Raw genomic sequence first — 14,534 nt, forward strand, 5'->3', positions numbered from 1 at the left:
GACCGTATGCCTTGCGCGCATCACCGGTCTAGCGTGCGGGACATGGAACACGGGCACCACGGTCAGGAGACGGGTCACGGGCACGAACACGGGGCACCGACGGGCGAGGTCGATCACGGGACGTTCCTCGACCTCGACGCCGAGGTCTTCGGCCGGCAGCTCGTCGCGGCCGTGGACGGGGCCGGGGTGACCGCGCCCCGGCACGTCGTCGACGTGGGGGCGGGCAGCGGCGCCGGGAGTCGGATGCTGCGCGAGCGGTTCCCGCAGGCTCGGCTGAGCTGCCTCGACCGTGATCCGGTGATGCTCGCCGGTCTGCGGGAGCAGGGGTTCGACGCGGTCGAGGTGGATCTCGACGACGGTTTCCCGGATCTGCGACCGGACCGCGACGGGCCGGCACCCGACCTCGTCTGGATGTCCTCGGCCCTGCACCACGTCGTCGACCCGGCGGGTTTCCTCGCCTCGGTGCGTGCAGCGATGGATCCCGCGGGGACCCTGCTCGTGGTCGAGCTCGCCGGTCTTCCCTCCTTCCTCGACGGCACCGGTCCCGACGCGGGGTTCGAGGCTCACGCCCACGCGCTCGCGGCCGCCCAGGGTTGGAACCGGTACCCGGACTGGACCCCGCTGCTGGTCGCGGCCGGTTTCGACGTCGCGACGGACCGGAGCGACGACGAGCTGTCGGCCACCCCGGCCGCCCGCCGCTACGGCGCGCAGTGGTTGCTGCGCCTGGCCCGGGTCGACGGGTTGGCTGAGCAGGCACGGGATGGGTTGCTGCGGGCCGCCCGGGAGGTCGCGGCGGATCGACCGGTGCGTCCCCGGGCCTCGCGCACGCGGTGGACGGCTCGGCCGCGGACGGCCTGACCCGGTACCGGCGGACGGTCAGGCGAGCGGTGTCGGGACCCGCAGCTCCGCGAGCGAACCCACGTGCAGGGGCGTGCTGCCCCAGCGCGAGGTGAAGGTGCCGTCCGCCGGGTCCAGCACCAGGTGCAGCCGGTGCGGGGTCTCGACGAAGGCCACGTCGAGGGCGTAGGTGCCGTCGGCGCGGCGGGCGCCCGCGGTGGTCAGCGGTTCCCCGCCCGGCCACCCCTCGCCGAGCGGGGCGGAGGTCTCCACGCCGTCCTCCTCGAGCACGACGCGGCCACCGCCGACGCCCACCCGGGCCAGCGACGCGGGTTCCACGTCGGTACCGGGCCGGTAGGTGCCCTCCGGTGCGGGGGCCGGGTCCCCGGCCGGTCCGGCCAGTCGTCCGTCGGAGAGGCGTTGCCGTACCGCGTCGTCCGCCTCCTCGTCGCCCGACCCGGCGGTGAGCGCCGGCAGCAGGTGCTCCCACACGGCGGCGAGCAGCGCGGGGGTGTCGACGGTCTGGGAGGTGATGGCCACGACGGCGTCCTGCTCCGGCAGGACCAGGCTGAACTGGCCGTAGGCCCCGTCGGCCCGGTACCCGTGCCGCCCCACCCAGAACTGGAACCCGTACCCCTGGGCCCAGTCGATCTTCTCCTCCGCGGAGGTGTCGACGTGGGAGCGGCGGGCCTCGGCGACCCATTCGGCCGGCAGCAACCGCCGTCCCTCCCAGACCCCCTCCTGCAGGTAGAGCAGCCCGAGTTTCGCGAGCGCCTCGGTCGGCGCGTGCAACCCGGAGAACCCGAGTTCCCGACCCCGCCCGTCCCGGATCCAGCCGAGCTCACCGATGCCCAGCGGTTCGAGCAGGCGGGGTCGGAGGAACTCCAGCAACCCCGTCCCGCTCACCCGCTGCACGATGGCCGCCAGGGCGAACGTGCAGGGCTGGTTGTAGGTGAAGAGCGTTCCGGGCTCGACGTCCGGCGGGATGCGCAGGAACCCCCGCAGCAGGTCCCCCTCCTCGTCGAGCGAGGCCGGCCCGACCGTCTCCTCGGCGTGCCCCGAGGCCATGGCGGCGACGTGGCGGACCCGGATCGACCGGGCGCGGTCGTCGGTCACGTCGGCGTCGAGCTCGGGGAAGTACGAGAGCACGGTCGCGTCGAGGTCGACGAGCCCCTCGGCCACGGCGAGACCCAGCGCGGTCGAGGTGAAACTCTTCGACACCGAGTAGACGAGGTGCGGGCGCTCGGGCGCGTAGGGCGCCCACCAGCCCTCGGCGACGACCCGGCCGCTCCGGCAGACCATGAGCGAGTGCAGCTCGACCCCGTCGAGCGCGTCGACGGCGTCGAGGAACCGCCCGATCCCGCGGGCGTCGACCCCCGCGTCCGTCGGGGTGCTGCGGGGCAGGCGGGCGGTGGCGTCGTCACTCACGCGCGAACACTACGACGCCCCGGTCGCGCGGTCCCGTCGACGGCCCCGCCTCAGGCGGTGAGCCACCCCGGACCGGGACGGGCGGGGATGACGTCGCGGACGTCGACGGAGGACGGGGCCGCCGACCGGATCCGGCGCAGGGCGCTGAGCAGCAGCTCGGTCGCCTCCTCGTCGTCGGCGCAGCGGTACAACCCGCGGGTCAGGATCAGGTGGGCCAGGCGGGGCTGGCCGTGGAACCCGAACTCCTCACCGAGGAACACGAGGACCTCGGCGTCGCCGCCGCGGTCGTCGAGGACGTCCTCGGTGAGTTCGAGGGCCTCGCAGAGCTGGTCGTCGGCCAGCAGCGCCGAGATGAGGTAGCAGCGGGTGTCGGGGGAGACCGTGTCACGGGTCTCGATCGCCTCGCGGGCGAGGCGGACGGCGCGGGCGGACTCGTTCGCGAAGACGGCGTGCTCGCTGGCGGCGACGAGCAGGCGCCCGCGGGAGACGGAGTCGTCGGGATGGGTTCCGGTGGCCCAGAGCTGGAGCAGGTCGGCGACCGCCTGCTGGCTGCGCGGGTCCGGTGCGGCTGCGAGCTCGACGGCCTCGAGATCGCCGGGGGTGAGGGGGGTTCGCACCCTCTCGACGCTAGCCAGCCACGGGCCCGGCGTCTTGCCCCACGACCCCGCCGCGCGGCCAAGTCAACCGTTCGGCTCAGCCGGGGGACACCCGTGCGGCGCAGTGCTCGCGGTGCGCTCGGGACCGGTGGCGCCGTCCCCCACCCGGATCATGTTCTGTCACAGGTGGTCCTTGAAGGCTCACTCACCGTGAGTGCGTTACGGGGCGTCGAGCTCCACGACCACCGGGGCGTGGTCGGAGGCGCCCTTGCCCTTGCGCTCCTCACGGTCGATCGTCGCGCCGCTGACCCGCCGCGCCAGGCCGGGCGAGCCGAGCACGAAGTCGATCCGCATGCCCTGGCGCTTGGCGAAGCGGAGCTGCTGGTAGTCCCAGTACGTGAAGACGCCCGGGCCGGGGGTGAAGGGGCGCACGACGTCGGCGAACCCGGCCTCGACGAGGGCGGCGAACGCCTCGCGCTCCGGACCTGACACGTGCGTCGAGCCCTCGAAGAAGGCCGGGTCCCACACGTCGTCGTCGGTGGGGGCGATGTTGAAGTCGCCCACCAGCGCGACCGGGAGCTCCGGGTCCGCGGCCAGCCACTCCCGACCGGCGTCGCGGAGCACCTCCAGCCAGCGCAGCTTGTAGAGGTAGTGCGGGTCGTCGAGCGTGCGGCCGTTGGGCACGTAGAGGCTCCAGACGCGGATGCCGCCGCAGGTCGCCCCGATCGCCCGGGCCTCGGCCGCCGCCGGCTCGCCGAAGTGCGGGACGGCCGGGCTGAACTCGGTGGCGACGTCCTCCAGCCCCACCCGGGACAGCAGCGCCACCCCGTTCCACTGCGACAGACCGCGATGGGCCACCTGGTAGCCCAGGTCCTCGAAGGCCTGGGTCGGGAACTGCTCGTCCTTGCACTTGGTCTCCTGCAGGGCGACCACGTCGACGTCGCTGCGGTCGACCCAGGCCAGGACCCGGTCGAGGCGGGCGCGGACGGAGTTCACGTTCCAGGTGGCCAGACGCACGGCCCGCACGCTACCCGCCACGGCGGGAGGACCCGCCCCGGGATGTCCGGGCGGGACCCCCGCCGCCCGTAGGCTGTGGCCTCGTGACCGACCCCCGCTCCGCGCGTGACGCCCTCGCCGCGCAGATCTCCGAGAAGGCCGTCGTCCGCGGCCGGGTGACCCTCGCCTCGGGCAAGGAGGCCGACTACTACGTCGACCTGCGGCGCATCAGCCTGGACGGCGAGGCCGCGGCCCTGATCGGTCCCGTGCTGCTGGACCTGGTGCAGGACTGGGACTTCGACGCGGTCGGCGGGCTGACCCTCGGCGCCGACCCGGTGGCCCTGGCCATGGTCCACGCGGCCAACGCCTCCGGGTGGGCCGAGCGCCACGGGGCGGCGCTGAACGCCTGCGTCGTGCGCAAGGCCGAGAAGGCCCACGGCCTGCAGCGCCGGGTCGAGGGGCCCGACGTGGCCGGGCGTCGCGTGCTGGCGGTCGAGGACACCTCGACCACGGGCGGCTCGGTGCTCACCGCGGTCGCCGCGCTGCGCGAGGCCGGGGCCGAGGTCGTCGGGGTCGTCGTCATCGTCGACCGCGACACGGGCGCCAAGGAGAAGGTCGAGGCCGAGGGGCTGGAGTACCGCTACGCCTACGGCCTCACCGACATCGGTCTGGAGGCCTGAGGTGGAACCGTTCGGCACCGTCGTGCTGGTGCTGGTGGTCCTCGCCGTGCTCGGCGTGATCGCCTGGGCGGCGGCGACCCGTTCGGCGCTCGTCCGGATGCGCGACCTGGCGGTCGAGGCGGGGGCGCTCGCCGAGCAGCGCCGTTCGCGCCTGTCCGACCTGGACGGTCGCCCCAACCGGGACGAGCCGGAGATCCGTCGCGCCATCACCGACGCCGAGCAGCGCCTGGCGGGGGACCTCTCCTTCCACGCCGCCGCCGTCCGCGCCTACGACGCGCGCCTGTCGGCCGCTCCCGCGTCCTGGGTGGGCGCGGTCTCCGGCCTGCACCCGCTGGGCGCCTCCGCCGACCACGCCTGAGGTGGGGACCCGGCGCGAGCTGCCGGCGGGACTGCTCGCCGTGCTGCCCGCCCTCCGCTGCCCGGTCTGCGAGGCGGGTCTCGCCCCGGGCGCCGGGCCGGCCCGCTCGGTGACCTGTGCCGACGGGCACGTCGTCGACCTGGCCCGGCAGGGCAGCCTGAACCTCTCCGGGGGCCGACCGCTGCCCGCCGGGGACACCGCAGCGATGGTCGCCGCGCGGCAGGAGTTCCTCGCCACCGGCCACTACGCCCCGATCGCCGACGCCGTGGCCGACGCCGTGGCCCGGCACGCCCCGGAGGGGCTCGTCGTCGACCTGGGGGGCGGGACGGGGCAGTACCTGGCCCACGTCCTCGACGCCGTCCCCGCCGCGCACGGCATCTGCCTGGACACCTCGACCCCGGCGGTGCACCGCGCCGCCCGGTCGCACCCCCGGGTCGCGGCCGTCGCCGCCGACGCCTGGCGTGCCCTGCCCGTCCAGGATGGTTGCGCGGCAGCGGTTCTCGGGATCTTCGCGCCCCGCAACCCGGTCGAGGTCCGGCGGGTGCTGGGGCCGGACGGGGTCTGGGTGGTCGTCACCCCGCATCCCGAGCACCTGGCCGAGCTCGTCGGACCGCTCGGGATGATCGCGGTGGACCCGCGCAAGGAGGAACGCCTGGCCGAGGAGTTCCGCGGCTGGGCCACGCTCGAACGTCGCGACGTCGTCGTGGTCCGCGAGCTGGGGCACGCCGACCTGCGCGCCCTGGTCGAGATGGGTCCGAGCGCCCACCACGTCACGGCCGAGGACCTGCGGGGGCGGGTCGCCGCGCTGGCCGACCCGACCCCCGTCACCCTGGCCGTGCGGGTCACGACCCTGCGGCCGACCTGACCGCCAGCCGCGAGGGCCACCACGTGCGCCGGTCCAGCAGCGACACGATGGCCGGCACCAGCACCGTCCGGACCAGCAGCGTGTCGAGCAGGACCCCGATCCCGACGATGACGCCGATCTGGGTCAGGGTCATCAGCGGCAGGACCCCGAGCACGGTGAACACCGCGGCGAGCAGCACGCCGGCGCTGGTGATCACCCCGCCGGTCACCGCGACGGCGATCTTCATGCCCTCCCGGGTCCCGTGCCCGAGCGTCTCCTCGCGGGCCCGGGTCACGAGGAAGATGTTGTAGTCGACCCCGAGGGCGACCAGGAACAGGAACGACAGCAGCGGGACCGGGGTGTCCAGCGCCGGGACGTCGAACACCCGGGTGAAGAGCAGGTTCGCCGCCCCGAGCGAGGCCAGGTAGGTCGCGAGCACGGTCAGCACCAGCACGATCGGTGCGACGAGCGCCCGCAGCAGGACCAGCAGCACGACGAGGACGACCCCCACGATGAGCGGGGCGATCACCCGGAGGTCGCGGACTGCGGTGTCCCGGGCGTCCAGGGCCACCGCGTCCGGCCCGCCGACCAGCGCGTCGGCCCCGGGGACGGCGTGGACGGCGTTGCGCAGCCGTTCGACGGTGTCCCGCGCGGCCGCCGTCTCCGGCTCGGCCGTGAGCACCGCGTCGACCTGGGCCCGACCGCCCCCGGTCACCGACACCGCGGCCGACTCGACCCCGGGCACCGCCTGCGCGGCGGCCACGACGGCATCGGCCTGCGTCTCGGTCGTGAGGATGGCGGCCGGCTGCCCGGCGGCGTCGGGGAAGTGCTGGGCCAGGGTCGCGGTGGCCTCCACCGACTCGGCCTTCACCCGGAACTGCTCGGTCTGCGACAGGCCGAGCTTCGCACCGACGAGCCCGGCGGCGAGGGCCCCGATGAGCACGACGGAACCGACGACGACCGGGACGGGTCGGGTCACGACGCGGTTCGCGATCTTCGACCACGCACCCGTGCGGGCGGTGTCGGCCGACCCGACGTGCGGGACGAACGGCCAGAACAACCGGCGGCCGCAGACGACGAGGGCCGCGGGCAGCACCAGCAGCGCGCCGAGCCCGGCGACGACGATCCCGAGCGCGGCCGCGGTCCCGAGGACCCGGTTGCTGGGGGAGAGGGCGAACTGCAGGGTCAGCAGGGCCAGGACGACGGTCGAGGCGCTGGCGGCGATGGCGGGGCCGGCCCCGCGCAGCGCACGACGCATGGCCGCGCGGGCGTCGTCGCTGCGGCGCAGCTCCTCCCGGTACCGGGCGATGAGCAGCAGCGCGTAGTTGGTCCCGGCCCCGAAGACGAGCACCGACGTGATGCCGCCCACGGAGGGGTCGAGCGGTTCGTCGGTGACCCGGGCGATGAGGGTCAGCAGGGCCAGCACGGTCCGGTCGGCGATCCCGACCACGGCCAGCGGGACGAGCCAGAGGACCGGGCTGCGGTAGGTGATGAGGAGCAGCAGGGCCACGACCGCGACGGTGACCAGCAGCAGCCGGGTGTCGGCCCCGCTGAACGACCCGGCGATGTCGGCCCCGAACGCGGGCCCCCCCGTGACCTGGACCTGGACCCCGGCGGGCAGGTCCTCGCGCAGCGCGGCGCGGATCTGCGTGACCTCCTCGGTCTGCTGGTCGAGGGACACCCGGGTGTCCAGCGGGATCGGGAGGAGGGCCGCGAGGCCGTCCGCGGAGGGGATGAGCGGCCCGACCTCCCCGCCGGTCGCGAGTCCGCCGACCCGGTCGCGGGCGGCGGCGAGCACCTGGAGGTCCTGAGGGGTCAGCGCGGTGGTCGAGCTGAAGACCGCGACGGCCGGCGACACCTCGGCCCCGGGCAGCTGCGCCTGCAGCGCCGCCACCTTCGCCGCCTCGGCCGAGTCGGGCAGCCCGGTGGCGCTCGCCTGCCCGGCCGGGGCGGTCCCCGCGGACAGGGCGATCCCGACGGCGACCAGCAGGCCGGCCGCGATGGTGAGCCAGGCTCCGAGGCGGTGGGTGACGAGGCGGCCGACCGGTCCGAACGGGCTCCGTCCGGGGGTCTCGACGCGGTGCCGGGTCATTTCTCTCCCTCGCTGAAAGGTTCAGTGAGTGAGAGGTTTAGCAGGTCTCGGATACAGTTGCCAGTCGGAGCGACGGAGAACAGATGACGCAGATGTACCGGCCCCGCGACACCCCGCGGCGGCAACTGCAGGCCGAGCTGCTGGACGAGGTCCGGCGCATCGGCCTGGAGTCCCAGCAGGTGGCCCACGCCTTCGCCGAGTCGCAGTCGATGCACCCCACCGACCTGCAGGCGCTCATCCACGTCATGCGGGCCGAGACCCTCGGCGCGCCCACGACCGCGGGTGAACTGGCTGCGCTGCTGCGGATCTCGACCGGAGCGGTCACGGGGGTGGTCGATCGTCTGGAACAGCTCGGGCACCTGCGCCGCGAGCGCGACACCACCGACCGCCGACGGGTCCACCTGCACTACGGCGAGCGGGGCAGCGAGGTCGCGACGGCGTTCTTCGGCCCCCTGGGGCGGCGCAGCGACGAGATCATGAAGGACTACGACGACACCGAGCTCACCCTCGTGCTCGGGTTCCTGACCCGCATGGCCGACGCCCTCGCCGAGCACCGGCAGGGCCTGCGCGACACCTGACCCCCGCCCACCCCGCCCGCGGGGTGGGGTGGGCGGGACGGGATCAGGCGAGGGCGGCGGCGAGCGAGGTGGCCAGCGGCGTGGCCGGGCGGCCGAGCAGGGCCTCGAGGGGGGCCGGGTCGGTGAGCAGGTCGCCCGCGGCGATCGCCGCGTCGATGCCGGCGACGAAGGCGGCCGTGCCCTCGTCCAGCCCGGCGGCGACGAGCGCGGCCACGTGGTCGGCGCCGCTCAGTGGCAGGGCGACCACGGTCGTCCCGGTCGCGGCGGTGACGGCCGCGGCCAACCCCTCGAAGGTGACGGCCGGGCCGCCGAGGTCGTAGCGGACGGCCGGGGCGTCGAGGAGCAGCGCGCCCGCGGCCGCCCCGGCGAAGTCGGCGCGACTCGCCAACGACAGGGCGGCGCCCCCGGTGGAGTGGGGGATGGTGCCGGAGGCGACGTACTCGGCCACCCGGGCGGTGTAGTTCTCGGCGTACCACCCGTTGCGCAGCAGCGTGTACGCCAGGCCGGAGGCGGCCAGGGCCTGCTCGGTGGCGAGGTGCTCCGGGGCCAGGGGGTTCGCCGTCGTGTCGGCCGCGAGGATGCTCGTGTAGGTCAGGTGCCCCACCCCGGCCGTGCGGGCGGCCTCGATCACGGCGGTGTGCTGGGCCACGCGCTGCCCGACGGCGTTGCCGGAGATCAGCAGCAGACGGTGCACGCCCGCCAGCGCGGGGACCAGCGTCTGCGGGGCGTCGTAGTCGAACGGGCGGACCTGCACGCCCAGCGCGGCCAGGTCGGCGGCCCTGGCCGGCGTCCGGACCAGGGCGACGACCTCGGCCGGGGCCACCCCGCGCTCGAGCAGGGCGGTGACGGCGAGACGGCCGAGGGCTCCGGTGGCTCCGGTGACGGCGAAGGACATGACGGCTCCTGGGGTGCGCGAGGTTGTTGTCGGTTGAAGCATCGGCGCCAACCACGCCCCGCCCGGATTGATTCCGGAGGTCAGGTCCGGGACTCGCCGGTCACCCTCCAGGACCCTCCCGCGTGCCGGACGACCTGTCCCTTGCCCGTGTGCTTGGCGGTGTACATGGCCTCGTCGGCGTCGTGCAGGAAGGCTTCCGCCGCCCGTTCCAGGTCGTCGTCACGGTCCAGCCCGTCCAGGTCGGCGCCACCGCACCAGCGGACCCCGATGCTCGCGCCGACCCCGAAGACGCCCCGTTCGGTGACGATGGGCTGCTCGACGAGGTCCAGGGCCCGTTCCGCGATCGCGGCGAGCGTCGCGACCGAGTCGACCGAGGTGCACAGCAGGGCGAACTCGTCCCCCCCGAGGCGGGCCACGGTGTCCCCGTCGCGCACGCAGCGTCGCAGCCGGTCGGCCACGTGGCGCAGCACGGCGTCCCCGGCCCGGTGACCACCGGTGTCGTTGACGGCCTTGAACCCGTCGAGGTCGACGAAGGCCACCCCGACCGGGATCCCCTCGCCGCGGGCGGCGGACAGCGCCTCGCGCAACCGTTGGTGGAACAGGGTGCGGTTGGCCAGGTCGGTGAGGGCGTCCCGCTGCGCCTGCCGGACGATCTCCTGCTCGGCCAGTTTGCGATCGGTGACGTCCTGCAGGTGGCACATCAGGTACGGATCGGCGTCCGGGGACTCGACCAACGACGTGGAGAGCACGGCCCACCGGGAGGTCCCGTCGGCGTGGACGAACCGCCGCTCGAAACGGGTCTCGTGCAGGCTGCCGTCCTGGAACTGTTCGAGGGCCCCGTGGCTCTCGGCGAGCTCGTCCTCGTGCAGCAGGTCGAAACCCCGCAGGGTCAGCAGCTCGTCCTCGCTGCGCCCGGTGAAGACCGACGCCGCGGCGTTCACCCGCCGGATGCGCGCGGTGCGCACGTCCAGCATGAACATCGCGACGGGGGCGGTGAGGAAACCCAGCCGGAAGATCTGCTCGGACTCCGTGAGCACGGCCCGGGCGCGCAGCTCGGCGGAGATGTCGCTGCCGATGCCGATGAACCCGGTCGTCTCCCCGTGGGTGGAGAGGATCGGCGTGACGGTCAGCCGGACGGGCCGGGTCGCACCGTCCCGGCGACGCACGGTCCAGGTGCGGGTCTCGCTGCCCTGCTGCAGCGGGATCGCGCAGAGAACGGCCGGGCCGACCTCGACCCCGAGTTCCCGGGCCCGGTCCGTGAGTTCCTCGCTCTCGTGCAGGATGCCGGGGCTGCGCCCGATCAGTTCGGCCCGCGAGTATCCGGTGAGCCGTTCGGCGCCGGCGTTCGCGGTGGTGATCCGCAGGTCGAGGTCCCAGGCGATGATGCTCTGCTCGGTCGCGGCGTCGAAGAGTCCCGAGAGGAGGGCGTGGGCCCGGGCCAGCTCCCGACCGGCGTCGTGCGCGGCGGTCACGTCGGCGAAGTTCAGGACGAAACCCCCGCCCCACTCGTCGTCGCCGTACTCCGGCAGCAGGTAGGTGCTGACGTTCATGACCCGCCCCTGCGGCATCCCGGGGGTGAAGACGCGCAACGGCATGTCCGTCACGGTCTCCCCGTTGCGGGCCCGGCTCAGCGGCAGGTCGCCGAGCGGGATGGGAGCGTCGGTCGTGGGGTCGGTGGCCCACACGCCGTCGACGTGGGCGTCGGCGGAGCGGGCGGGGTTGGGGAAGTGCGAGAAGAGTTCCTCGGCCACGGCGTTCATCCGCAGCGCCCGGCCGTCACGGTCGTAGGCGACGAGTCCGACGTTGCTGGCGGCGAAGACCGCCTCCAGCATCCCCCGCTGCGAGGCGGCGGTGTTGCGGGCCCGCTGCACCGCGCGCAGCAGAGCGGCCTGGCGGTCGCGGTGGACGGCCGTGGCCAGACTGACGACGGTGAGGACCACGAGGAACGCCTGGGCGATGAGCATCCCCTCCAGCCGACCCCGGCCGACGAAGGGGCCGAGGTCGAGGAGGACGCCGATCACGGCGATCACGCTGGTGACCAGGACCAGGGCGGACGCCTCCAGCGTGGGACGTCGCTGGGCCACCCAGAAGACGTAGAGCATGACCAGCCAGCCGAGCGGCAGGTGGATCGCCCCCAGCAGCACGACGACGGCGAGGGCGAGTCCGACCGCGTGCCCCAGGACGGTCTCGAGGGCCCCGGCGTGGGTCGACACCGGCTTCTCGGAACGGCGGCGGTCCAGCAGGAGGAGCACGGGGACCACGAGGGTCGCGACCGCCGTGACGTTGCGGACGACGAGGAGCGAGCCCAGTTGCAGTCCCTCGCCGAGCGCGACGGGATTCCCGAGGAGCGACCACCAGAGTGGTTGCAGAACGGCCATGGGCAGCGAGCCGAGCGCGGTGGCTCCGAGCAACCACCACAGGTCGTGGAGGGTGCGCAGGCGCCAGGGCAACCTCGTGCCGCCGCGGGTCAGATGACGGTCGAGCAGGCGGGCCGTGACGACGAACTGCAGGACGCCCATCGCGGTGGAGGCGACTGCGGACGCCGGCAGTCCTCCGGTCCACCGGCCGGCGAGGAGCGTGGCGACCAGGATCGCGACGGAGGCGGCCAGTCGACCGCGGGCCCCGCGGACGAGGCCGAACCAGATCGTGCCGACCGCCGCCGAGGGCCAGACGAGGGCCAGCAGGCTGTCCTCGGGGCGGCTCCAGCGGCCGAGCAGGGCGGCCAGGAGGTAGACCACGAAGCCCACGACGAGGACGCCGAGATCGCGTCGCGTGCGCATCCTCGTCTCAGCTCCACCCCGTGATCGCGAGCCCGAACCCTTCGGGCAGCAGGTCGTCGACCGTGCTCACAAGCCTTCGACGCGGGAGGGGATCATCTGTAGCGCAGTCGGTGCCCACGTCACCGAACGGCGCAGCGGCGTCCGCGACGGGCGGGGAGGGGTCAGCTGGTCCGGACCCCGACGATCGCGACGTCGTCGTCGTTGCCGTGGGGGAGCATGCGGCGCAGCATCTCGTCGCACAGCTCGTCCAGGGGCAGTGCGTCGTCGAAGCCGGTGACGACCTCGCGCAGTTCCGCCAGGCGGACGTCCATGGGTTCGTCCCGGCGTTCCACGAGACCGTCCGTGTAGAGCAGCACCGTGGACCCCGGGGCCAGGATGCGCTCGTGCTGGCGCCGCTCGACCCCGCCGAGTCCCAGACCGAGGATGAACCCCACGCCCTGCAGGGCGGTGACCGAGCCGTCGGCCTCACGCACCAGCGGGGGGAGGTGGCCGGCCGTGCACCAGCGCAGCACGTTCTCGCCACCCTCGGCCGGCGAGATCTGCATGATCACGACGGTGGCCAGGCTGGAGACCCCCAGCCCCTCCAGCGCGTGGTCCATCCGCCGCAGCACCTCGTCGGGCGAGCACGCCCGGTCGTAGGCGATCCCGCGGACGAGGGTCCGCAACTGCCCCATGGCCGCGGCGGCGGACACGTCGTGCCCCATGACGTCGCCGATGACGACGACGGTGGAGCCGTCGGGCAACGGGAAGGCGTCGTACCAGTCGCCGCCGACCTGGGCGACCTCCCCGGCCGGGACGTAGCGGGTGACCACCTCGAGGCCGGATCCGCTGCGGGGGGTCGAGAGCATCGCCAGTTGGAGCGTCTCGTTGCTGCGACGCTGCTGGGCGTAGAGCCGCGCGTTCTCCAGGGCGAGACCGGCCCGGGCGCCGAGGTCGGCCGCGGTCAGCAGGTCCTCGTCGTCGAAGGGCCGCCGGTGCGGACCGGAGAGCAACGTCAGGGCCCCGATGATCTCCCCGCGGGCCCGCAGCGGGACCACGATGGCGCTGCCCAGCCCGAGCTCCCGGAGCTGCCGGCGCCCGTGCTCGTCGGCCACCCCGCTGGTGAGCGCGTCGTCGGCGATCGTGGGCAGGAGGGTGGGGCCGGTGCGCCCCTGCAGCACCCGCACCGTGAGCGACTGCGAGGTGAGGACGCTCGCGTTCTCGGCGAACCGGAGGGCGGAACCGCTCAGCGCGGGGTCGGAGTGGGCGGCGCGGACGACGAAACCCCCGCGGGAGCGGTGCGACCCGTCGTGGTCGACCAGTGTGGCGAAGGCCCAGTGGGCGAGGTCGGGGACGACCAGGCTGGGCAACAGGTCCTGCGCCGTCCGCGGGTCGAGTTCGGCGGACAGGGTGTCGGCCACCCCGGACAGGAACTCGAGGCGGCCGCGGGCGCTGCGCGCGGCGGCCAGGGCCTCGTCGCGCTCCCTCTCGGCGTGCACGCGCACGGTGACGTCGGACTGGACGCCGACGTGGTGGGTGATGTGCCCGGTGGAGTCCCGGACGGGGGAGATGACGACCTCGTTCCAGAACGCGCTGCCGTCCTTGCGGTAGTTCAGCAGCAGTTCGGTGACGGTCTCGCCCTTGGCCAGGGCCTCGCGGATCCGTTGCACCCCCGCGGGGTCGGTGTCCGGCCCCTGCAGGAACCGGCAGTTCTGGCCCAGCATCTCCGTCCCGTACCCGGTGACCCGCTCGAAGGCCGGGTTCACCCAGACCAGCGGGTTGTCCGGGGTGTTCGGGTCGGAGATGGTGAAGGAGAGGTCGCTGGCGACGACGGCCCGTGAGTGCAGCCGCTCGGCCGCTCCGCGGAGCTCGTCGCGCTTCCCGGCGGCGTCATGGAGCTCGCGCACGGGGAGAAGGACGACGAGCGCCATCCCGACCAGCGCCTCGGTGACCCCCTCCTCGAAGGGGATCCCGATGACCCAGAGCGCCTCCCGGGCGTTGCTCATGTCGGAGCCGCGGGCGGCGGAGATGCGCTCTCCGTTGACCGGTCGACCCTTCGCGATCCGCGACAGGGGGTTCGTGGCGAGGCCGAGCTCGGGGTGGTCGAGAGGGGAGCCGTCGGCGGCCTGCAACTGGGCTGCGCGCGACCAGTCGTCGACCAGGCACGGCAGCTGGACCCCGGGGGCGAGCTGCTCGGCGACCGGGTTGGCGTAGTGGACGAGACCGTCGACGACCCCGACCAGGAGCACGGCCCCCGGCTCGCCGTGCATGACGGTCGGCATCAGGTCCGCGAGGGAGCCCTCGGTGAGGGCGAAGAGATGCCTGTCCATTGCCGCGACACTAACCGACCGCGGGGGCCCTGGCAGGGCAAGGGTGAGGGGCTGCGGGGGAGTCCGACGAGACTCACCCTCCGTCACGGATCATGGAGCTCGTGATCACGGCGCGTCGAGGCAGTGGCCCCATCGAAGCAG

Annotated in this window: 12 protein-coding genes; 5 read left to right on the plus strand and 7 right to left on the minus strand. The window is 74.1% G+C overall.

The annotated features are described in order from the left end of the window. Window positions 1–42 precede the first annotated feature (42 nt). On the plus strand, window positions 43–858 hold the full coding sequence (locus tag ACFFKU_RS01225; RefSeq protein WP_380134710.1) for a class I SAM-dependent methyltransferase: 816 nt from the start codon (window positions 43–45) through the stop codon (window positions 856–858). Window positions 859–876: 18 nt separating this feature from the next. On the opposite strand, the gene ACFFKU_RS01230 is transcribed toward ACFFKU_RS01225, so the two are convergent. The 3 genes from ACFFKU_RS01230 to ACFFKU_RS01240 all read right to left on the minus strand — a co-directional run bounded on the left by ACFFKU_RS01230 (window position 877) and on the right by ACFFKU_RS01240 (window position 3,878). Further along, a complete protein-coding gene (locus tag ACFFKU_RS01230) occupies window positions 877–2,265 on the minus strand; it encodes a serine hydrolase domain-containing protein (RefSeq protein WP_380134712.1) in 1,389 nt (462 codons plus the stop codon). 50 nt (window positions 2,266–2,315) lie between these two features. Further along, a complete protein-coding gene (locus tag ACFFKU_RS01235; RefSeq protein WP_380134713.1) occupies window positions 2,316–2,882 on the minus strand; it encodes a hypothetical protein in 567 nt (188 codons plus the stop codon). Between the two features lie 198 nt (window positions 2,883–3,080). Continuing rightward, a complete protein-coding gene (locus ACFFKU_RS01240) occupies window positions 3,081–3,878 on the minus strand; it encodes an exodeoxyribonuclease III (RefSeq protein WP_380134715.1) in 798 nt (265 codons plus the stop codon). An 83-nt stretch (window positions 3,879–3,961) separates the two neighbouring features. On the opposite strand from ACFFKU_RS01240, the gene pyrE reads away from it, so the two are divergent. From pyrE to ACFFKU_RS01255, 3 genes are read left to right on the plus strand one after another with little or no spacing between them, the layout of a single operon-like run. Beyond that, window positions 3,962–4,537 carry an orotate phosphoribosyltransferase gene (pyrE, locus tag ACFFKU_RS01245; protein ID WP_380134717.1) on the plus strand — a complete coding sequence of 192 codons (576 nt, stop codon included), beginning with the start codon at window positions 3,962–3,964 and terminating at the stop codon, window positions 4,535–4,537. A 1-nt stretch (window position 4,538) separates the two neighbouring features. Further along, window positions 4,539–4,895, plus strand: coding sequence for a hypothetical protein (locus tag ACFFKU_RS01250; RefSeq protein ID WP_380134719.1), 357 nt, complete (start codon window positions 4,539–4,541; stop codon window positions 4,893–4,895). 1 nt (window position 4,896) lies between these two features. Then, window positions 4,897–5,760: a methyltransferase domain-containing protein gene (locus ACFFKU_RS01255; RefSeq protein ID WP_380134720.1), complete on the plus strand. Its 864-nt coding sequence runs from the start codon at window positions 4,897–4,899 to the stop codon at window positions 5,758–5,760. Here ACFFKU_RS01255 and ACFFKU_RS01260 read toward each other — a convergent pair. Continuing rightward, window positions 5,738–7,831, minus strand: a complete 2,094-nt coding sequence (locus ACFFKU_RS01260; RefSeq protein WP_380134723.1) for an MMPL family transporter — start codon at window positions 7,829–7,831, stop codon at window positions 5,738–5,740. The genes ACFFKU_RS01255 and ACFFKU_RS01260 overlap by 23 nt on opposite strands. 83 nt (window positions 7,832–7,914) lie before the next feature. Here ACFFKU_RS01260 and ACFFKU_RS01265 point away from each other — a divergent pair, with 83 nt between their 5' ends. Further along, a complete protein-coding gene (locus ACFFKU_RS01265) occupies window positions 7,915–8,409 on the plus strand; it encodes a MarR family winged helix-turn-helix transcriptional regulator (protein ID WP_380134726.1) in 495 nt (164 codons plus the stop codon). Between the two features lie 43 nt (window positions 8,410–8,452). On the opposite strand, the gene ACFFKU_RS01270 is transcribed toward ACFFKU_RS01265, so the two are convergent. From ACFFKU_RS01270 to ACFFKU_RS01280, 3 genes are all read right to left on the minus strand, one after another. Then, window positions 8,453–9,304 (minus strand): NAD(P)H-binding protein, encoded by an 852-nt coding sequence (locus ACFFKU_RS01270; RefSeq protein ID WP_380134729.1) that lies wholly within the window; start codon window positions 9,302–9,304, stop codon window positions 8,453–8,455. A gap of 80 nt (window positions 9,305–9,384) precedes the next feature. Beyond that, window positions 9,385–12,084 (minus strand): diguanylate cyclase domain-containing protein, encoded by a 2,700-nt coding sequence (locus ACFFKU_RS01275; protein ID WP_380134732.1) that lies wholly within the window; start codon window positions 12,082–12,084, stop codon window positions 9,385–9,387. A gap of 161 nt (window positions 12,085–12,245) precedes the next feature. After that, window positions 12,246–14,393, minus strand: a complete 2,148-nt coding sequence (locus tag ACFFKU_RS01280; RefSeq protein ID WP_380134734.1) for a SpoIIE family protein phosphatase — start codon at window positions 14,391–14,393, stop codon at window positions 12,246–12,248. Between the last annotated feature and the right edge of the window lie 141 nt (window positions 14,394–14,534).

Origin of the sequence: Kineococcus gynurae (genome assembly GCF_042433995.1) — a bacterium.
GTDB lineage: Bacteria > Actinomycetota > Actinomycetes > Actinomycetales > Kineococcaceae > Kineococcus > Kineococcus gynurae.

Coding starts and splice junctions, on each gene's coding strand:
- ACFFKU_RS01280 (WP_380134734.1), bottom strand. CDS start 14,393: ATGGACAGGCATCTCTTCGCCCTCACCGAGGGCTCCCTCGCGGACCTG.
- ACFFKU_RS01225 (WP_380134710.1), top strand. CDS start 43: ATGGAACACGGGCACCACGGTCAGGAGACGGGTCACGGGCACGAACAC.
- ACFFKU_RS01270 (WP_380134729.1), bottom strand. CDS start 9,304: ATGTCCTTCGCCGTCACCGGAGCCACCGGAGCCCTCGGCCGTCTCGCC.
- ACFFKU_RS01265 (WP_380134726.1), top strand. CDS start 7,915: ATGACGCAGATGTACCGGCCCCGCGACACCCCGCGGCGGCAACTGCAG.
- ACFFKU_RS01260 (WP_380134723.1), bottom strand. CDS start 7,831: ATGACCCGGCACCGCGTCGAGACCCCCGGACGGAGCCCGTTCGGACCG.
- ACFFKU_RS01275 (WP_380134732.1), bottom strand. CDS start 12,084: ATGCGCACGCGACGCGATCTCGGCGTCCTCGTCGTGGGCTTCGTGGTC.